This is a genomic window from Streptomyces sp. NPDC087440 (genome assembly GCF_044744005.1).
In the GTDB taxonomy this organism is placed as follows: Bacteria; Actinomycetota; Actinomycetes; order Streptomycetales; family Streptomycetaceae; genus Streptomyces.
The window spans coordinates 38640-57346 of sequence record NZ_JBIUXN010000008.1 but is presented as its reverse complement, the minus strand read 5'-3'; the positions used below and the strand labels follow the sequence as shown (position 1 = coordinate 57346).

General features: G+C 71.5%; 13 protein-coding genes and 1 other RNA gene. 5 read left to right on the top strand and 9 right to left on the bottom strand.

The genetic code is table 11. From position 1 onward, the window contains the following. Window positions 1–265: 265 nt before the first annotated feature. The 5 genes from ssrA to ftsE form a co-directional block, all read right to left on the bottom strand. Window positions 266–635: a transfer-messenger RNA gene (ssrA, locus tag ACIO3O_RS18000) on the bottom strand. Between the two features lie 135 nt (window positions 636–770). Further along, window positions 771–1262 carry an SsrA-binding protein SmpB gene (gene smpB / locus ACIO3O_RS17995; protein WP_401746640.1) on the bottom strand — a complete coding sequence of 164 codons (492 nt, stop codon included), beginning with the start codon at window positions 1260–1262 and terminating at the stop codon, window positions 771–773. An 18-nt stretch (window positions 1263–1280) separates the two neighbouring features. Continuing rightward, window positions 1281–2450: a S41 family peptidase gene (locus tag ACIO3O_RS17990; RefSeq protein WP_401746637.1), complete on the bottom strand. Its 1170-nt coding sequence runs from the start codon at window positions 2448–2450 to the stop codon at window positions 1281–1283. Between the two features lie 78 nt (window positions 2451–2528). Further along, a complete protein-coding gene (gene ftsX, locus ACIO3O_RS17985; RefSeq protein ID WP_401746636.1) occupies window positions 2529–3449 on the bottom strand; it encodes a permease-like cell division protein FtsX in 921 nt (306 codons plus the stop codon). Window positions 3450–3459: 10 nt separating this feature from the next. Next, on the bottom strand, window positions 3460–4149 hold the full coding sequence (gene ftsE, locus ACIO3O_RS17980; protein WP_189823941.1) for a cell division ATP-binding protein FtsE: 690 nt from the start codon (window positions 4147–4149) through the stop codon (window positions 3460–3462). Between the two features lie 267 nt (window positions 4150–4416). Between ftsE and ACIO3O_RS17975 the strand changes: the two genes are divergently transcribed. Beyond that, entirely contained in the window at window positions 4417–4611 is a 195-nt protein-coding gene (locus tag ACIO3O_RS17975; protein ID WP_189823940.1) for a hypothetical protein, read from the top strand. A gap of 105 nt (window positions 4612–4716) precedes the next feature. On the opposite strand, the gene ACIO3O_RS17970 is transcribed toward ACIO3O_RS17975, so the two are convergent. The 4 genes from ACIO3O_RS17970 to ACIO3O_RS17955 form a co-directional block, all read right to left on the bottom strand. Beyond that, complete coding sequence (locus ACIO3O_RS17970) at window positions 4717–5718, bottom strand: hypothetical protein (protein ID WP_401746632.1); 1002 nt, start codon at window positions 5716–5718, stop codon at window positions 4717–4719. Between the two features lie 360 nt (window positions 5719–6078). Next, window positions 6079–7185 (bottom strand): peptide chain release factor 2, encoded by a 1107-nt coding sequence (gene prfB / locus ACIO3O_RS17965; protein ID WP_401746629.1) that lies wholly within the window; start codon window positions 7183–7185, stop codon window positions 6079–6081. A gap of 69 nt (window positions 7186–7254) precedes the next feature. Continuing rightward, window positions 7255–8496 carry a serine/threonine-protein kinase gene (locus tag ACIO3O_RS17960; protein ID WP_401746627.1) on the bottom strand — a complete coding sequence of 414 codons (1242 nt, stop codon included), beginning with the start codon at window positions 8494–8496 and terminating at the stop codon, window positions 7255–7257. Between the two features lie 186 nt (window positions 8497–8682). Further along, window positions 8683–10455, bottom strand: coding sequence for a protein kinase (locus ACIO3O_RS17955; RefSeq protein ID WP_401746625.1), 1773 nt, complete (start codon window positions 10453–10455; stop codon window positions 8683–8685). 590 nt (window positions 10456–11045) lie between these two features. On the opposite strand from ACIO3O_RS17955, the gene ACIO3O_RS17950 reads away from it, so the two are divergent. From ACIO3O_RS17950 to ACIO3O_RS17935, 4 genes are all read left to right on the top strand, one after another. Then, window positions 11046–14516 (top strand): FHA domain-containing protein, encoded by a 3471-nt coding sequence (locus ACIO3O_RS17950; RefSeq protein WP_401746622.1) that lies wholly within the window; start codon window positions 11046–11048, stop codon window positions 14514–14516. Window positions 14517–14988: 472 nt separating this feature from the next. Then, the gene (locus ACIO3O_RS17945; protein WP_401746619.1) at window positions 14989–16323 is read left to right on the top strand and encodes an ABC transporter substrate-binding protein; all 1335 of its coding nucleotides are present in this window, start codon (window positions 14989–14991) and stop codon (window positions 16321–16323) included. 4 nt (window positions 16324–16327) lie between these two features. Next, complete coding sequence (locus tag ACIO3O_RS17940; protein ID WP_401746616.1) at window positions 16328–17695, top strand: carbohydrate ABC transporter permease; 1368 nt, start codon at window positions 16328–16330, stop codon at window positions 17693–17695. Next, window positions 17692–18573, top strand: coding sequence for a carbohydrate ABC transporter permease (locus tag ACIO3O_RS17935; protein ID WP_401746614.1), 882 nt, complete (start codon window positions 17692–17694; stop codon window positions 18571–18573). The genes ACIO3O_RS17940 and ACIO3O_RS17935 overlap by 4 nt, the downstream gene beginning before the upstream one ends. Window positions 18574–18707 lie beyond the last annotated feature (134 nt).

Here is an 18707-nt window from a genome sequence, read left to right as displayed (position 1 = left end):
CCGGACGTCGAATGTAGCGCACCCGGGTGACAGAGCTTCTCGCGAGTGCACTCTTGTCACACATCAATGACATATCCAGAGCCGGAATGGATCGTTCCGAGTCCGATTCGACCCATTTACCCCCTATCTCTAGGGCAGATAAGACATCACGTGACGCATACGACAGTCCGCCCCGTCCGGCCGGCCACGAACGGCGCCGGACACGTCTGCGGACACGACAAAGGCCCGGCTGCTTGAGGCAGCCGGGCCTTCGTCTCACATGGGGTTGTGGAGATGGCGGGAATCGAACCCGCGTCCAACGGTGCAGAATCAGGGCTTCTCCGTGTGCAGTCTGCTGCGATTTTCTCGGCCCCGGAGATCACGCAGACAAGTCTCCGACGGGCTCAGTCACTGTTTGATTTCCTCACCGTCCCCGCGACCGGGACGGTGAGTTTAGATCCCTTGATGATGCCAGGATCCGGGTCGGGATCACCCCCGGGCTGACACTTCGCAAGTCGCTACTTAGGCAGCGAGGGCGAAGGAATCGCGCTTGGTGTTGGCGATTATTGGTTGCGACATATGGTTTACGAGATCATTGCCGCTTCCTCGACACGCTTCCCCTGCTTCGACATCCGCTGTCGAAACCGATCATCCCCATGTTGATTTTTCAAAGTGGGCCGGGGGCCTGGGCCACCGTCCCGTCGCCTGACCCATCACCATGTGGGGTGCGACATGTTCCATCGTACGTGACCATCGTCCGCCGATGCCAGCCAATTACCGCCCGGCCCGCCCTACAGGTACCCGCGCTCCTTGCGCTTCACCGCCGCGATGGCGCGGTTGGTCTCGCGCGTGTCCTGCTTCTCGCGGAGCGTCTGACGCTTGTCGTACTCCTTCTTGCCCTTGGCGAGCGCGATCTCGCACTTGACCCGGCCGTCCTTGAAGTACAGCGCGAGCGGCACGATGGTGTGGCCGGTCTCGCCCGACTTCGACTCCAGCTTGTCGATCTCCGCCCGGTGCATCAGCAGCTTGCGCTTGCGCCGTGCGGCGTGGTTGGTCCAGGTGCCCTGCGAGTACAGCGGTACGTGGATGTTGTGCAGCCAGGCCTCGCCGCCGTCGATCTGCACGAAACCGTCCACCAGTGACGCCCTGCCGAGCCGCAGGGACTTCACCTCGGTGCCCATGAGCACAAGACCGCACTCGATGGTGTCGAGGATGGTGTAGTCGTGCCGGGCCTTCTTGTTCTGCGCGATGATCTTGCGCTTGGGGTCCTTTTCCTTAGCCATAGTGCGGTCATTTTCGCACTACGAGCCCCCCTGAAGGCCACTCAATACTGTCTCCGCCCGCTCCCTGGCCCGCTCGGTCTCCTCCAGGTCGGGCGTGATGCCCCGTCCGTCCAGCCGGTGCCCGGCGGGGGTGCGGTAGTGGCCGACGGTCAGCTCGGCGACCGAGCCGTCCGCCAGCCGGCTCGGTTTCTGCACCGAACCCTTGCCGAAGGTCCGCGAACCGACGGTCAGCGCCCGGCCCCGGTCCTGGAGCGCTCCCGTCATCAGCTCGGCGGCGCTCATCGTGCCGCCGTCGACGAGCGCGACCAGCGGTCTCTTCGTGTCGCCGCCGCGCTCGGCGTGCAGGGCGCGCTGGCGGCCCCGGTCGTCGTACGTCGCCACCAGGCCCCCGTCGAGGAAGGCGGAGGCGGCGGTCACGGCCTCGTCGACCAGCCCGCCCGCGTTGCCGCGCAGGTCCAGCAGGACGCCCTTGCCCGCCGGGGCCTCGCGCACCGCCTTGCGCACCCGCTCCCCCGAGCCCCGGGTGAAGGAGGTGACCCGGATCAGCACCGCCCCGTCGGCCAGCTGCTCCACGGTGACCGCGTCGGTGGGCAGGTTCGCCCGGCGCACCTCCTGCGTCCACACCTTCGTCCCCCGCTGGAGCCGGATGCGTACGGGGGTGCCCGCCCCGGCGCCGGAGCCGTCGCCGCGCAGCAGCGAGACGACCTCGGTGACCGGGCGGCGGTCCACCGCGTGGCCGTCGATGCTGCGCAGGGAGTCCCCGCGTCTAAGGCCCGCCTTCGCGGCGGGGCCGCCCGGGCGCACCCGCTCGACCTGGACCTGGCCGTCGGCACGCCGCTTGGCGACCAGGCCGACACCGGTGTACTCGCCGTCCAGGGACTGCTCGAAGTCCTTGTACTCCGCCGGGTCGTAGACCGCGCCCCAGCGGTCGCCGCTGCGGCTGACCACCTCCTCGGCGGCCTTCTTGCCGGACTTGCCGTCGGCGACCGCCTCGGCCGCCGCCCGGGCGACCGCATCACGCGTCGCCTGAGGCGCGGCGGGCCGCACCGCCGACGCGGGCTGCGGCTCGTCGTCGTACACCCATGAACCGGTCGTCGAGACGGTGGCCAGTGCCCCCGCGAAGACCAAGGTCAGGGCCGCCCCGCGGCACAGGCCGCGGGGCCGGATACCGAATTCCGGGCCTGGCATGGCGACGAGTCTAGGACAAACGCCGTGCCCCGTACGGCGTGTTGCCGTACGGGGCACGTGGTGAACGGGTGTCGCCGGTTACACCTTCAGGTACTTGCGGAGCGCGAAGAAGGCGGCGAGCGCGGGCATCAGCAGGCTGATCGCGAGCACCAGCGGCAGCTTGGTGAGGACCGCGTCCCAGCCGATGAACTGCACCAACTCCATCTTGTCGGCGAGCGCGAGGCCGTGGTCGATCAGGAAGTAGCGGCCGAGGACGAGCATCACGCAGGCGAGCGCACCGCCGATGAGACCGGCGACGGCGGCCTCCATGATGAACGGCGCCTGGATGTAGAAGCTGGAGGCGCCGACGAGCCGCATGATGCCGGTCTCGCGCCGTCGGCTGAACGCGGAGACGCGCACGGTGTTCACGATCAGCATCAGCGCGATGACGAGCATCAGGCCCATCAGGAAGAGCGCGGCGACGTTCATGCCGTTCATCAGCTCGAAGAGCTGGTCCAGGATGGAGCGCTGGTCCTCCACGGCCTGCACGCCCGCCCGGCCCTGGAAGGCGGTCGTCACCACCTTGTACTTCTCGGGGTCCTTCAGCTTGATCTGGTAGGACTCCTGCATCTGGTCCGGCGTCAGGACGTTCGCCATCGGCGTGTCGCCGAACTGCTCCTTGTAGTGCTTGAACGCCTGGTCCGCGTCCTCGTAGTAAATCTTGTCGACAATGTCCATCTTCTCCAGGTCGGCCTTGACCTGCTGCTTCTGCTCCGCCGTGACGGCGCCCTTGGCGCACTGCGGGACGCCCGTCTCGGCGTCGTTCTTGTTGCAGAAGTAGATGGAGATGTTGACCTTGTCGTACCAGTAGGTCTTCATCTCGTTGACCTGGTTGCGCATCAACAGGGCCCCGCCGAAGAGGGCCAAGGAGAGTGCGACGGAGACGACGACGGCAAAGGTCATCGTGAGGTTCCGGCGGAGACCGACACCGATCTCCGACAGGACGAACTGGGCGCGCATCGGCGTCCTTTCAGTGCTGGTAGCCGTAGACGCCGCGAGACTGGTCGCGTACGAGACGGCCCTTCTCGAGTTCGATGACGCGCTTGCGCATCTGGTCGACGATCTGCTGGTCGTGGGTCGCCATCACCACAGTGGTGCCGGTGCGGTTGATGCGGTCCAGCAGCTTCATGATGCCGACGGAGGTCTGCGGGTCGAGGTTGCCGGTCGGCTCGTCCGCGATCAGCAGCATGGGGCGGTTGACGAAGGCCCGCGCGATGGCCACGCGCTGCTGCTCACCGCCGGAGAGCTCGCCGGGCATCCGGTCCTCCTTGCCGCCGAGGCCGACCAGGTCGAGCACCTGGGGGACGGCCTTGCGGATCTCGCCGCGCGGCTTGCCGATGACCTCCTGCGCGAAGGCGACGTTCTCGGCCACCGTCTTGTTGGGCAGCAGGCGGAAGTCCTGGAAGACGGTGCCGAGCTGGCGCCGCATCTGGGGGACCTTCCAGTTGGACAGGCGCGCGAGGTCCTTGCCCAGCACGTGCACCTGCCCCTGGCTGGCGCGCTCCTCGCGCAGCAGCAGCCGCAGGAAGGTGGACTTTCCGGAGCCGGAGGAACCGACCAGGAAGACGAACTCGCCCTTCTCGACCTCCAGGGAGACGTCCCGCAGGGCGGGCCGGTTCTGCTTCGGGTAGGACTTGGACACGTTGTCGAATCGGATCACAGGTGCACCACGGTCGCCGGTAGTAGGTGTGCGTGACCATACGCGACCCGGCCCCGACCGTGCAGGCTGCTTCCCCGTGATGAGGGGTTTGCTCCGTTTTGCGGTGCGGCCCTTTGCGCCCGGGCCGCGCACGTCGGGCGAGCGGCTGGCACAGTGGAGGGGAACGGATGCGTTTCCCCGGGCGTTATGGGGAGAGAACGCGAAGTATTCGGGATGTGCATCCAGGCAGTGCGGAGTGTGCGGCCGGTGACCGGAGGAGGACAGCGCATGACCTATGACCGGTTGGTGTGCGCGAACTGCGCGGGACCGGTGGCCGAGGGCCGCTGCCCGACCTGTCGGGCGAGCAGGCAGCGCCTGGAGCAGCGGGAGGGCCCGTTCGCCCAGCTGAATCCGGCGACGCTGGTGGCGCTGCTGGTGGTGCTGGTCGCGGCGATGGCCCTGCTGGCCCACCAGGCCGCGTAAGGGCTCGTACGTACGAGGAGGGGCCCGGGGTGCTGTGTGCGCCCCGGGCCCCTCTCGTGTGCGTACCCGCGTCCCCGCGTGCGGCCGTGGTGTGCGGCCCGGGGGTCAGGCTGCGGTGGTGCCGCGTCCGCCCAGGCGGGGCAGGAAGCGGAAGGCGATGCCGCCGGCGATCATCGTGGCGGCGCCGACCATGAGGAGCGTGGTGTCACCGGCGCCGGTGGCGGCCAGCTCGTCCTTGGGCTTGGCCTGCTCGACCGGACGGTTGGCGACGGAGTCGACGTCGGTGTTGTCACCGGTGCCGGTGCCCGTGCCGGCGGCGGTGCCGGTGCTCGTTCCGCCGGTCGTCGGGGTGGTGCCGCCGGTGGTCGGGTCGGTGGGCGGCTTGGTCGGGTCCTCGCCACCGGTGGTGGCGCCGCCGGAGGGCTTGCCGCCCGTGGTGGTGTCGCCGGAGGCGTTGCCGCCGTTGGTGGTCGGGGCACCGGCCGCGTTGCCACCGCTGGTCGTGGGGGCGCCCGCGGCGTTGCCACCGCTGGTCGTGGGGGCGCCCGCGGCGTTCCCGCCGTTGGTGGTCGGGTCGCCCGCGGCGTTGCCGCCGGTGGTCGTGGGGCTGCCCGCGGCGTTGCCACCGTTGGTGGTCGGGGCACCGGCCGCGTTCCCACCGTTGGTCGTGGGGCTGCCTGCGGCGTTCCCGCCGTTGGTCGTGGGGTCGCCTGCGGCGTTCCCGCCGTTGGTGGTCGGGTCGCCGTTGCCGCCGTTGTCGGCGCCGCTGGCACCCTGGTTGGCGCCAGTGGTGCCCTCGGTGGTGGTGCCCTGATTGGCGCCAGTGGTGCCCTCAGTGGTGGTGCCCTGATTGGCGCCGCCGGTGTTGGCCCCGCCCGTGTTGGCGCCGCCGGTGTCGGCGCCGCCGGTGTCGGCGCCGCCGTCGGCCGCGTCCACACCGGCGTCGAGCTTGACCGGGCCGGCTTCGAGCTGGACGCCGACCTTCTCCTTGGCCCCGTCTCCGGAACCGGCGGCCTGTGCGACACCCGCGACGGTCAGCGAGGCTCCGGCGGCGACCACCGCGCTGGCGGCTATCCGCGCGACACGGACCCGCATCTTGTTGGTCATCTGGTTGCTACCCCCAGTAGCTGGCGAGCTCTTGTGGATCGAGTCGTTGGCGCAGCTATGCAGGGGCAACGGCCTTGGCGGGGATGTCAGTTCACGGGACCGCCTCTCAAGAGGCCGTCCGCTGGCCCCCGTTCACACCCGCCCCAGACATACGCATGCTGCCCGCTACACTCCCCCAGCCGCGAGAAGCCCGTCAAGAACGTTCAGGGCGTGATGCCCGGTTATACGATCACTTGCCCGGGAGATGCACACAGGGCTGTGACATAGCGGGCCGTGACAGGTACGGCGACCGCTTGCGCAACGCACGAAGGCGCCGGTCCCCTTCCGGGCCCGGCGCCTTCGTCGGCGTAACGCTGCTGCTTACTTCTCCTGCTGCTTGCGCCAGCGGATACCGGCCTCCAGGAAGCCGTCGATCTCGCCGTCGAGGACGGACTGCGGGTTGCCGACCTCGAACTCCGTACGGAGGTCCTTGACCATCTGGTAGGGGTGCAGGACGTACGAACGCATCTGGTTGCCCCAGGAGTTGCCGCCGTCGCCCTTGAGGGCGTCCATGGCCGCCTGTTCCTCCTGGCGGCGTCGCTCCAGGAGCTTCGCCTGGAGGACGTTCATGGCGCTCGCCTTGTTCTGGATCTGGGAGCGCTCGTTCTGGCAGGAGACGACGATGCCGGTCGGGATGTGCGTGAGGCGCACCGCCGAGTCGGTGGTGTTGACGCCCTGGCCGCCGGGGCCGGACGCGCGGTACACGTCCACGCGCAGCTCGGACTCGTCGATCTCGACGTGGTCGGTCTTCTCGACGACCGGGAGGACCTCGACGCCCGCGAAGGAGGTCTGGCGGCGTCCCTGGTTGTCGAACGGGGAGATGCGCACCAGGCGGTGCGTGCCCTGCTCGACGGAGAGCGTGCCGTACGCGTACGGGGCCTTCACGACGAAGGTGGTGGACTTGATGCCCGCCTCCTCCGCGAACGAGGTCTCGTAGACCTCGGTGGAGTAGTTGTGCCGCTCGGCCCAGCGCAGGTACATGCGCTGGAGGCGCTCGGCGAAGTCGGAGGCGTCGACGCCGCCGGCCTCGGCGCGGATGTTGACGAGGGCCTCGCGCTCGTCGTACTCGCCGGAGAGGAGCGTGCGGACCTCCATCTCGTCGAGCGCCTTGCGTACGGAGACCAGCTCGGTCTCGGCCTCGGCGAGGGCGTCCGCGTCGTCCTCGTCGGCGGCGAGCTCGAACATGACACCGACGTCGTCGATGCGGCCGCGCAGGGCCTCGGTCTTGCGGAGCTCGGCCTGGAGGTGCGAGAGCTTGCTCGTGATCTTCTGAGCGGCGTCGGGGTCGTCCCACAGGGACGGCGCCGCGGCCTGCTCTTCGAGCACGGCGATGTCGGCCCTCATCTTTTCGAGGTCCAGGACGGCCTCGATCGACCCCATGGTCGAGGAGAGGGACTTCAGCTCTTCGGATACATCGACGACTGCCACGTGCACCAGCCTAACCGGTACCCGCAGACCCCGGCCCCGGGTCCCTCCCGGGGGCCTTCTCGCGGACGGTCAGGGCTGGGCCGGGGAGGAGTGGGTGGGGGGCTGCGCGGGGTCCTCGTCGGAGGAGGTGGCCGCGAGCCAGCCGCCCACGCCGAGGGCCGCGAGCAGGGCGACGCCCGCCGTCGTCATGATGAGGCGGCGACGGCGCACCTCGGAGCGGTGCCGGGCGGAGCCGGGTCGCCGGTCGCCGGGGGTGCGGGGCACCCGGGCGGTGCCCAGCGGCCCGCCCGCCAGCTCGTCCGGGGCGGGCACCCGCATGGAGGTGTGGGTGTCGCGGTTGGAGGAGTCCAGGGACCCGCCGGGGACCAGGGGCACGGCTCCCTTGCGCTGCACCGGTTCCGTGCCGGTGGGCTCGTCCTCGTACGTCATGGAGACCGTCGGGACGGCGGCCTCCGACTCCGGTTCGTCGACGTCCAGGGGCGGCATTCCGGCGAGCGAGGGCAGCTGTTCGCGCAGGCCGGCGGCCAGTTCGGAGGCGCGCAGCCGGGAGGCGGGGGCCTTGGCGAGGCACTGCACTATCAGCTGCCACAGCTCCTCCGGGATGCCCGGGAGGGGGACCACCGTCTCGGTGACGTGGCGGCGCAGCACGGCGCCGGGGTGGCCGCCGCCGAAGGGCGTGAAGCCCGCGAGGAGCTCGTACAGGACGGTGGCCAGCGCGTAGATGTCGACAGCGGCGCGCGGCGGCAGGCCCTCGACGATCTCGGGGGCCAGGTAGTCAGGCGTGCCGATGATCTTCGTGGCCTTGGTGCGGCGCGGGGTGTCGATGAGCTTGGCGACGCCGAAGTCGGTGAGGAGCGCGGGGTGCGCGCCGCCGGGGCCGAGCGGGCCCTGCATGTCCAGGAGTACGTTCTCCGGCTTGACGTCGCGGTGCACGATCTGGGCGGCGTGCGCTGCGGCCAGGCCGTCCGCGATGTCGATGGCGATGGCGACGGCCGCCTCGGGGGCGAGCCTGCGTTCGCGGTCCAGGCGGGTGCGCAGGTCCGTTCCCCGGACGAGGTCCATCACGAGGGCGAGGTCGTTGCCGTCGACGACGAGGTCGCGCACGGAGACCACGTTGGGGTGGTCCAGCTTGAGCAGGGCCGTGCGCTCCTGGACGAAGCGCCCGACCAGCTCCTGGTCGGAGGCGAGGTCCTCGCGCAGCATCTTGACGGCGACGGGACCCTCGGGTCCCTCGCCGAGCCACACCGTGCCCGCGCTGCCTCGCCCGAGAATCTGGTGGGCGGTGTACCGGCTGCCGATTTTCCGTGCCAAGACTGCTCCCTCAGCGGCTGGCGTCGGCCCTCAAAGTACGCCGCCGACGAGGCGTTGAGTGCACAGGATGGCCCCTGTACGGCGTCATTCCGTACTTCCGGGAACAAAATCCACCCCCGGAAGTCGACATGTCTCCTCCGTGACCGCTCTGTGCGGGGACTCCTCCTGCGGGGAGCCGCCCAGCTTCTACTTGGAGCCACCCAGGTCGTCGAAGAACTTCACGGCGCTGTCCCACCAGTCGCCGATCTGCGCGAAGAAGCCCTTCGTGGTGCCGATCCACTCCTGGAGCGGGGTCAGCTCCCAGATCAGCCAGGCCGCGACGAACAGCAGGACGATCGTGAACAGGCAGCCCTTGAGACAGCCCAGGCCCGGGATGCGCATCGGGTTGGCGCTGCGACGGCGCGGCTCCCTCGGCGGACGCGGCTCGCGCGGGACGGGCGGCGTGGGGGCCTGGGGCTGCTGCGGCTGCGGCGCGTACCGCTGCTGCTGCGGGGGCGGCGCCTGGGGCTGCTGGCGCTGGGGTGCGTAGTTCTGCTGCGGCGGGCGCTGCTGCTGGCGCTGGGGCTGCTGCTGCGGGTAGCCGTAACCGCCCTGGTTCTGCCGGCCGTACTGACCCTGCTGGCCGTACTGACCCTGCTGCCCCTGCCCCTGCCCCTGGCCCTGCTGGCCGCGCTGCGGCTGGCCCTGGCCCTGCTGGCCGCGCTGCGGCTGCCGCTGGGGGCGGCGGCGCAGCGGGTCCTGGCTCGGGTCCAGGTACTGCACCTGCGTCTGCTCGTTGCGGTCGCGGGCGGCGCGCAGCTGGTTCTGCCAGGGGTGCGGGTCCTCGGGTCCGGCACCGGCGGGGGCGCCCTCGGGGCGCGGCGGCACCGGCGGCATGACGGCCGTGGGGTCGGCGGCGCCGCGCGGGCCGCCGGGGGTGCCCGTCGAGGGCAGCACGCTGGTCGCGCCATGGGGGTCGTACGATCCGGCGTTGCTCGGCAGCACCTGCGTCGGGTCCGCGTCACCGGGAAAACCAGCACCGGCGCCGGTGTCGGGAACGGGCGCCGGCGCCGGGTCCGGTGCGAGCAGCGCACCGACGCCCATGGCCGCCTCGACCTGCGCGGAGCTGGAGTGCACTCCGATGCCGGAGGCCACGACGCGCAGGGCGCGGGCCAGGTTCTCGGCGCTGGGGCGCTGGTCGGGCTCCTTGCGCAGGCAGCGCTCGATGACCGTCCACAGGGGTTCGGGGACGGTGGTGGGGCGGCGCGGCTCCTCGCTCAGGTGCCGGTGCAGCACTTCCAGGGCGGTGCCGCCCGCGAACGGGGGCCTGCCGGTGACCAGTTCGTACAGCAGGATGCCCGCGCCGTAGATGTCGACGGCGGAGGTCTGCGGGCGGCCCTCGGCGGACTCCGGTGCCACGTAGGCGGGGGTGCCGACGAACTCGTGGGTGCGGGTGAGGCCCGGGGAGTCGGCGAGGCGGGCGATGCCGAAGTCGGTGAGCATCGGGTGCATCGCACCGTCGCGCTCGTCCAGGAGTACGTTCGCGGGCTTCAGGTCGCGGTGCACGACGCCGTCCGCGTGGCTGGCCGCGAGCGCGTCGGCGATCTGCGCGGTGAGCAGGGAGGCGGCGACGGGGGTGAGCGGACCGTTGTCGCGGAGGTAGCGGTGCAGGTCGGGGCCGTCGATCAGGTCCATGACCAGGGCGAGGAGGTCGCCCTCGACGACCAGGTCGCGGGTGCGCACGATGTTGGGGTGGGTGAGCCGCAGGAGCACGGAGCGTTCGCGCAGGAAGCGCATCACCACGTCCGCGTCGTTCGCGAGCTCCTCCTTGAGGACCTTGATCGCGACGGTCTCGCCGGGCTGGCCCGCGACGGCCGCCTCGGCGCCCGCCGTCTCCCGCTGGCGGGCGCGCCAGACGGTGCCCGTGGCTCCGCGCCCGAGCGGCTGCTCAAGCAGGTACTTACTGCCTACCGGCCGCACGTCATGCACTCCCTGCTGGTCGGTGACTGACCCTGATCGTGGTTCGTGTGCGGGCCGCCGGTGTTCCGGCCGCCCGGCCTTCCGCTTTTCTGGTTGCCCAACTGTAGTGCCGCCGAACGGGGCACCGGCCGAACGTGCGTCGCGTCCCGGAGACGTCCCGGGGGCAGGGGACAAAAGTCCCTGCGCACATGTGTTCCCCGGAAAGACGCGACCACCGCGCCGATGGTTGCCGTACGTCCGTGCGGGGTGCGTCACTGCCGTTCGGCGGGCGGCCCCGCAACCGTCGGCGACGCTCCCCGTGCACTGTCCGAGCGTGCCTCATACAGGTTCTTTTGCGTCCACAGCCGACCATTCAAGATCACTTGGTGGCGGGCGGCGGGCGGGTTGTCAGTGGCAGGTGCGAGGATGCCATCAGCACAGACCTCTGGGGTACGCGAGGGCGCACGAAGCCCTCAACACCCCTCGGTGGGTGCCGACCTGTACCGGACGACGCGTCCGCGCCGGGTGGGGGGACCTCGCGGGGGCGGCGGATTGCGCGGCCCCGCACCGGCCCTTCGACGGCGCCTCGCGCAGAAGGGACCGCTGACGCGATGCAGATCCGGCTGACCGTCCTCGCGCCGCGCAGCGGCCAGAGCAGAGCCGCCACGCAGGGTGCCGCCGCGCCCGGAGCTCCGGTGGCGGCAGCCGCCCCGGCGGTCTGCGACGTGCTCGTCACCGCCCCCGCCGGGACCGCGCTGGCCGCCGTCGCCTCCGGGCTCGCGGCCGCCGTGCAGGGACCGGGCGGCCCGGAGACGACGGGCGCGGTGGTGGTGTACGCCGGGCGCGAGCGCCTGGACGCCCAGCGGTGCGCGCTGGGCGAGCCCCCGCTGGTGGACGGGGCGGTGCTGTCCCTCCAGGCCCCGGCCGACGAGGACGCCCCCGAGCTCTCCGACCTCACCCAGCTCCAGGTGGTGGCGGGCCCCGACGCGGGCGGCGTGCATCTGCTGCACGGCGGTCAGATCCGGATCGGCCGCTCCACCGACGCCGATGTGCCGCTGGACGACCCGGACGTGTCCCGGCTGCACTGCACGGTCACCCTCGCCGAGGACGGCCGGGTCACCGTCGCCGACCTCGGCTCGACGAACGGCACCTCGCTGGACGGCCGCGAGGTCGGCCGCCGGGAGGTGCGCCTGGCCCCGGGCGCGCTGCTGCGGGTCGGCGAGTCCGCCCTGCGGCTGGCCCCGCCGGGCGCGCACGGCGCGGCCCTGCCCACCGCACCGGACGGCGAGGGGCATCTGCGGGTGCCGCGCACCCCGCCCACCACCGTCGCCGGTGTCCCGGCTCCGGGGCGGTACGGGGGGAGCGCGTCCCATCACCGGGTGAGCGGGCGGCCCCCGGCCGACAGCGCCCCGCCGCACGGCACGGTGCCCGCGCAGGGCTCGTACGGGCACGGTGGGAGCGCGCCGAGTCCGGAACCGTACGACCGTGAAACCGACACCCCCTCGGGGCACGGCGGCGACACCCACCACGGCACGCCGCTGCGGCCCCCTGCCGCCCACCAGGGCCAGGGCCCCTTCGCCGGGACGGCCGACCGGACGCACGGCGCGGGGCGGGTGGTCGAGAGCGGCGGCGACTCCCGTACGGCGTCCGAGCCGGTCAGGGAAGAGCCCAGGAAGCGCGGCGGCATAGGGAGTTGGGCACGCCGCCTGGCCGGGGGCCGGGGCGAGGCGACGCACGACTACGCGGGCGAGCCGCCCGCCCGGCAGGCCCCCGCGCCCCGGGCCGCCGCCCCCGCGCAGCCCGCGCCCGTCACTGCCGCCGCCGTCCCCGACCCCTGGCCGGACGCGGCGACGCTGCTGCTGACCGCGCTCCAGCCGGGCCCCCGGCTGTGGGAGCGCGGCCCCGCGCACCCCGAGTCGCTGGTGCTGCGCCTGGGCACCGCCGACCGGTCCGCGCCCGACGGCGCGGGGCTGCTGCCGTCGGTGCCGGTGACGGTGGGGCTCAGGGAGGCGGGTTCGCTGGGGCTCGCGGGGCCGCGCGCGCGGCTCTCCGGGCTGGCGCGTTCCGTGGTGGCGCAGCTCGCCGCGCTGCACTCCCCCACCGACCTGGAGATCGTGCTGATCAGCGCGGACCGTACGCGGCCCGCCGAGGAGCGGGCCCGCGAGTGGGGCTGGCTGGGCTGGCTGCCGCATCTGCGCCCGGCACACGGGCAGGACTGCCGGCTGCTGCTCGCGTACGACCGTGACCAGGCGGCCGCCCGGGTGGCCGAGTTGGTGCGGCGCACGGAGGAGGGCGCACCGGAGGCGGACGCGCCGCGCACGGTGGTGATCGTGGACGGCGACCCGGGTTCGGCGGGGCTGCGCGAGGCGGCCGCCCGGCTCGCGGCGCACGGTGCGGGGCACGGCATCCACGTGCTGTGCCTGGCCGAGACCCCGGCCGCGTCCCCGCTGTCGCCCGTGGAGGCGACGTACGACGCGGCCTGCGCGAGTGCGCCCGCGTTCCGCGAGTGCGGTGCGGTGGCGCTGCTGAGCGGTGATGTGGCCACAGCGGTACGGGTGTTGCGCACGGCGGGCGGCCGCAGCGCCGGGCACGGGACGCTGGGCACGGTGGACGCGGTGTCGGCGGCCTGGGCGGAGCGCTTCGCACGGGCGCTGGCCCCGTTGCGCACGGACGCCGCGGACCTGGGCTCCACCGGGGTGCCGGGCCAGGGGCGCGGCACGGGACGGCTGTCGGCGGCGACACTGCCGCCGGTCTCCCGGCTGCTGGACGAACTGGGCCTGGCCCGGGCGACTCCCGCCTCCCTGATGGCACGGTGGGCGGCGGCCGCCGACGACGAGCAGGCTCCCGGGGCGACCCGGGCGTGGGCGGTGCTGGGCGCGGGCCCGCGCGGGCCGGTCTGCGTGGACCTGGCGCTGGACGGGCCGCATCTGCTGGTCGAGGGCCCGGCGGGCAGCGGTCGTACGGAGCTGCTGCGTTCGGCGGCGGCCTCCCTGGCGGCGGCGGCCCGGCCGGACCGGCTCGGGCTGATCCTGGTCGACGGGGCGGGCGGCGAGCGCGGCGAGGGGCTGCGGGTCTGCACCGAACTGCCGCACGTGTCGACGCACTTGGTGGCCTCCGATCCGGTACGGATGCGGGAGTTCGCGCAGGCGCTGGGGGCCGAGCTGAAACGCCGTGACGAGCTGCTCGGCGGGCTGGACTTCGCGGACTGGCACGCGGGGCGGGCACCGGAGCAGGCGGCCTCCGCGGCCTCCGCCGTGCCGTCGGTCCCGGCGGCGCGCTCGCAGGGGGCGGCGGAGACGCACCTACCGGCGCACGCGCAACAGGAGCCATACATCGGGGCGCAGCGCACCGGTGCTGGTGCTGTTTCTGGCACCGGTGCTGGTGCTGGGTCAGCTGTCGGTGGTGTGTCGGCTGCCGGTGTCGGTACCGGTGCCGGTTCCGGCGACATAGAGGCTCCGAGCACCGGGACGCTGCGCCTGCGGCCCGCCGGCGTGCGGGAGCGGGAGCGGGAGCGGCAGGCGCAGGCGGGCGGCGGGCCTTCCGCGCTGCCCCGACTGGTGGTGCTGGTCGACGACTTCGACGCCCTGGTCGCACCCGCGCTGGGGAGTACGGGGCGGCCGTCGGCGGGTTCGGTCGTCCGGGCACTGGAGTCGGTCGCCCGGCACGGGGAGCGGCTCGGGGTGCACCTGGTGGCCGCCTCGGCACGCCCGGACCGTACGGCGGACACCGAACTGGCAAGGGGAGAACGGCTGTTGCGGGTGGTGCTGGATCCGCCGCCCGCCGCGCCCGCCCCCGAGGAGCCCGCACCGGGGCGGGGTCGACTGCTGCACCCGGACGGTTCGGTGACGCCGTTCCAGGGCGGCCGGGTCACCGGCCGCATTCCGCGTACGGCGACGCAGCGGCCGACCGTGGTGCCGCTGGAGTGGGAGCGGATGGGCGACCCGCCAACCCGCCGCCCGGTGCGCGAGCTGGGCAACGGGCCGACCGACCTGGCGCTGCTGGCCAGTGCGCTGGAGCGGGCCGCCCGTACGGTCAACGCGGAGTCGCTGCCGCCGCTCGCCGCCCCGCAGGAGGCCAGGTGAGCGGGGGGCGGGACGCCCGGTAGGGACACTCCGGGCGTCTTCCGGCACGTGCGGAGCTTCCGGCGGGCCCGCCCGCCTGCCCTGCCCCGCCTCAGCCCCGCACCGGCCTCGCCCCCGCCCGGCATACGCCGAGGATCTTGGGGCATGCGCCGAGCGAGCGCCGAGCACCTTTTGCATGCCCGAGGCCCGCTTCCGTACCTCTGCAGCCCCTCCTCCGCACACCCGCCACCGCAGGCGAATCGCACGTCACGAGGCCGCAACGAAAGCCGAGTTGACACCGAAGGCACTATTGCGGGCCATCACCACCGGGCGTAGGACTGACCCACGGAAGCGAAGTTCACGGGACGGCAAAGGGCGGCGCTCGGCCGATTCGTAGGTGCACAGGAGAGACGGGGCAGTAATGCGCACAACTCTTCACCAGCAGAAACAGCGAGGCACTTTCACAGGCCCGCACGGCAGGCAGGCCCGGCGGATGCTGATAGTCGCAGCGGCGGCGGGCGCGCTCGCCCTCACCGGCTGCGGCGGCGGCACCAAGAACCCGAAGGAATCGGGCGGCAGCACGGGCGCCCAGCAACCGCCCGCCGACGCCCTGAAGCTCCCCGACCTGAAGGGCCAGAAGCTCCAGGTCATCGCCGTGTGGACGGGCCCCGAGGGCGAGAACTTCAAGAAGGTCCTCAAGGAGTTCGAGAAGCGCACCGGGGCGACGGTCAGCTACGTGCCGACCCAGGACGCGATGCTCACCTACCTCGGCTCCAAGATCTCCGGCGGCACTCCCCCGGACGTCGCGCTGCTCCAGCAGCCGGGCGCGCTCAAGCAGGCCGTCGCGAACAAGTGGCTCAAGCCCCTCGACGCCGACACCCAGGCCCAGTTGGACAAGAACTACTCCAAGGGCTGGAAGGACATCGCGGCCGTCGACGGCACCCAGTACGGGGTGTACTACAAGGCCGCGAACAAGTCCCTGGTCTGGTACAACACCAAGGCCTTCGAGGACGCCGGGGCGAGTGAGCCCAAGACCTGGAAGGACTTCCTGGCGACGGCCGAGACGATCTCCCAGTCGGGTGTCGTGCCGGTCTCGGTGGGCGGCTCGGACGGCTGGACGCTCACCGACTGGTTCGAGAACATCTACCTCTCGCAGGCGGGCCCGGAGAAGTACGACCAGCTCGCCAAGCACGAGATCAAGTGGACCGACCCGTCCGTGAAGGACGCGCTGACCACCATGGCGCAGCTCTTCGGCAAGGAGAACTACCTGGTCGGCGGGGCGAAGGGAGCGGTCGGCACGGCCTTCCCGAAGTCCGTGGAGAACACCTTCGCCGGTGCGACGCCCAAGGGCGCCATGGTCTTCGAGGGCGACTTCGTGGCCGTCAACATCGCGCAGGCGAAGGCGAAACTGGGCACGGACGCCAAGGTGTTCCCGTTCCCGGCGGTCGGCGACAAGTCCCCGGTGGTGACCGGCGGCGACGTCGCGGTGGCGCTGAAGGACACCAAGGCGGCCAAGGCCTTGATGACCTTCCTGGCGTCCACGGATTCCGCGAAGATCTCGGCGGGCGCGGGCGGCTTCATCTCGCCGAACAAGTCCGTGGACCTGTCGGCGTACCCCAACGACACGCTGCGCAACATCGCCAAGGCGCTGATCGGCGCGGGCGACGACTTCCGCTTCGACATGTCGGACCAGGCGCCGCAGTCGTTCGGCGGCACGCCCGGCAAGGGCGAGTGGAAGATCCTCCAGGACTTCGTGCGCAACCCGAAGGACATCGCGGGCACGCAGACGAAGCTGGAGACCGAAGCGGCCGCGGCGTACAAGAACTGACGCCGTGAGTTCCGCGACCGCGGGGGGTGCGGCGAGCGTGACGCCGCCCCCCGCCACCCCTGACAAGACGCCCGGCACACGCAAGAGCGTGACAGGCACACGCAAAGTCATCGCGGTCAGCTTCCTGCTGCCCGCGCTGATCCTGCTGGGCGCGCTCGTGGTCTACCCGATCGGGTTCTCCGTCTACCGCAGCTTCTTCGACAAGGCCGGCACCGGCTTCGCGGGCTTCGACAACTACGTCGCCCTGTTCACCGACGACTCCATCCTGACCGCGATCAAGAACAACCTGATCTGGGTGGTCCTCGCCCCCACCGTCTCCACCGCGCTGGGCCTGATCTTCGCGGTGCTCACCGAACGGGTGCGCTGGGGAACGGCGTTCAAGCTGATCGTCTTCATGCCGATGGCGATCTCGATGCTCGCCTCGGGCATCATCTTCCGGCTGGTGTACGAGCAGGACCCGGACAAGGGGGTCGCCAACGCGGTCTGGGTGGGCGTGCACGACACGTTCGCCGAGTCCTCCGTCTTCCCCAAGGCGCGTCCGCTGCCGGTCCACCCGCTGAAGGCGGCGGGCGGCGGTGCGTTCATCACCAAGCAGCCGGTACGGCTCGGGCAGCAGGTCAACCTGCCGCTGATCGGCGTCGCGGCGGCCCAGATGCCGAAGGACGTACAGCTCGCGAAGGCCCCGCCGACCGCGCCCGACCGGGTCACCGGGACGGCGTGGCTGGACTTCACCAAGGGCGGCGGCGGCAAGCCGAACGTCATCGACAGCAAGGAGTCCGGCCTCAAGGGCCTGAAGATCGAGGCCGTGAAGGGCGGCGCGGTGGTCGACTCCACCGAGGCGGCGGCCGACGGCTCCTTCTCCCTCTCCGCCAAGGCCGACGGCGCCGAACTGCGGCTGCCCGCAAGCAATTTCCGCGAGCAGTACAACGGCGTCGACTGGCTCGGGCCGAGCGTGGTGACACCGGCCATCATCGGCAGTTACGTCTGGATGTGGGCCGGATTCGCCATGGTGCTGATCGCGGCGGGCCTCGCCGGGCTGCCGCGTGAACTGCTGGAGGCGGCCCGGGTCGACGGGGCGAACGAGTGGCAGGTGTTCCGCCGGATCACGGTGCCGCTGCTGGCACCCGTGCTGGCGGTCGTCACCGTCACCCTGATGATCAATGTGCTGAAGATCTTCGACCTGGTGTTCATCATCGCTCCGGGCGACTCCCTGGACGACGCGAACGTACTCGCGCTCCAGCTCTACCAGTCGTCCTTCGGGACCGATGCCGATCTGGGCATCGGCAGCGCCATCGCCGTGTTCCTGCTGTTGCTGGTGATTCCGGTGATGCTCTTCAACATCCGCCGCATGCGGAAGGAGCAGGGCCGATGACGGTCAACACGGACATCGTCAGGGCGAAACGGTCCCTGCCCGCACGGATCGCGGCCATGGCCGGCGGCGGGGTGATGCGGGTCTTCCTGGTCCTGGTCGGGCTGTTCTGGCTGATGCCGACGATCGGGCTGCTGATCTCCTCGCTGCGCGACCCGGCGGACATCGCGGCGTCCGGCTGGTGGCAGGTCTTCACCAAGCCCGCCGAGCTGACCTTCGAGAACTACTCGGCGATCCTGCAGAACGACACCGTCCTCAACTCCCTGCTCAGCACGGCCCTGATCACCGTCCCGGCGACGGTGCTGGTCGTGGTCATCGGGGCGCTGGCCGGATACGCGTTCGCGTGGATGGACTTCCCGGGCCGCGACTGGTGGTTCATGGTGGTCGTGGGGCTGCTGGTGGTGCCGGTGCAGGTGGCGCTCGTACCGGTGGCCAAGCTGTTCGGTGTGATCGGCATCTTCGAGACGACGTTCGGTGTCGTCCTCTTCCACGTCGCCTTCGGCCTGCCGTTCGCGATCTTCCTGCTGCGGAACTTCTTCGCGGAGATCCCGCGGGAACTCCTGGAGGCGGCGCGGCTCGACGGGGCGGGCGAGATCCGGCTGTTCACGCGGGTGGTCATGCCGCTGGGCGCACCGGCGATCGCCTCGCTGGGGATCTTCCAGTTCCTGTGGGTGTGGAATGACATGCTGATCGCGCTGATCTTCGCGGACGCCACGAACCCGCCGATCACGGTGGCGCTCCAGCAGCAGGTCCGGCAGTTCGGCAACAACATCGACGTGCTGGCGCCGGGCGCCTTCGTGTCGATGGTGATCCCGCTGATCGTGTTCTTCGCTTTCCAGAAGCAGTTCGTGTCGGGCGTGATGGCGGGGGCGGTGAAGTAGCGCTCCGCCAAGTGCGGTGACGAGGAGGGTGGTTCGGCCGGACCCGGCCGAACCACCCTTTTGTGTCAGCGTCTTGACCTCGGCGAACCACTCTTCCGTGTCGGCGCACACGGGAACTTCCCCCGTATGCCGCA

What these genes read in the sequence shown, in the direction of transcription:
- smpB (WP_401746640.1), bottom strand. Translation starts at nt 1,262, where the DNA reads ATGGCTAAGGAAAAGGACCCCAAGCGCAAGATCATCGCGCAGAACAAG.
- ACIO3O_RS17990 (WP_401746637.1), bottom strand. Translation starts at nt 2,450, where the DNA reads ATGCCAGGCCCGGAATTCGGTATCCGGCCCCGCGGCCTGTGCCGCGGG.
- ftsX (WP_401746636.1), bottom strand. Translation starts at nt 3,449, where the DNA reads ATGCGCGCCCAGTTCGTCCTGTCGGAGATCGGTGTCGGTCTCCGCCGG.
- ACIO3O_RS17975 (WP_189823940.1), top strand. Translation starts at nt 4,417, where the DNA reads ATGACCTATGACCGGTTGGTGTGCGCGAACTGCGCGGGACCGGTGGCC.
- ACIO3O_RS17970 (WP_401746632.1), bottom strand. Translation starts at nt 5,718, where the DNA reads ATGACCAACAAGATGCGGGTCCGTGTCGCGCGGATAGCCGCCAGCGCG.
- ACIO3O_RS17950 (WP_401746622.1), top strand. Translation starts at nt 11,046, where the DNA reads ATGCAGATCCGGCTGACCGTCCTCGCGCCGCGCAGCGGCCAGAGCAGA.
- ACIO3O_RS17945 (WP_401746619.1), top strand. Translation starts at nt 14,989, where the DNA reads ATGCTGATAGTCGCAGCGGCGGCGGGCGCGCTCGCCCTCACCGGCTGC.
- ACIO3O_RS17935 (WP_401746614.1), top strand. Translation starts at nt 17,692, where the DNA reads ATGACGGTCAACACGGACATCGTCAGGGCGAAACGGTCCCTGCCCGCA.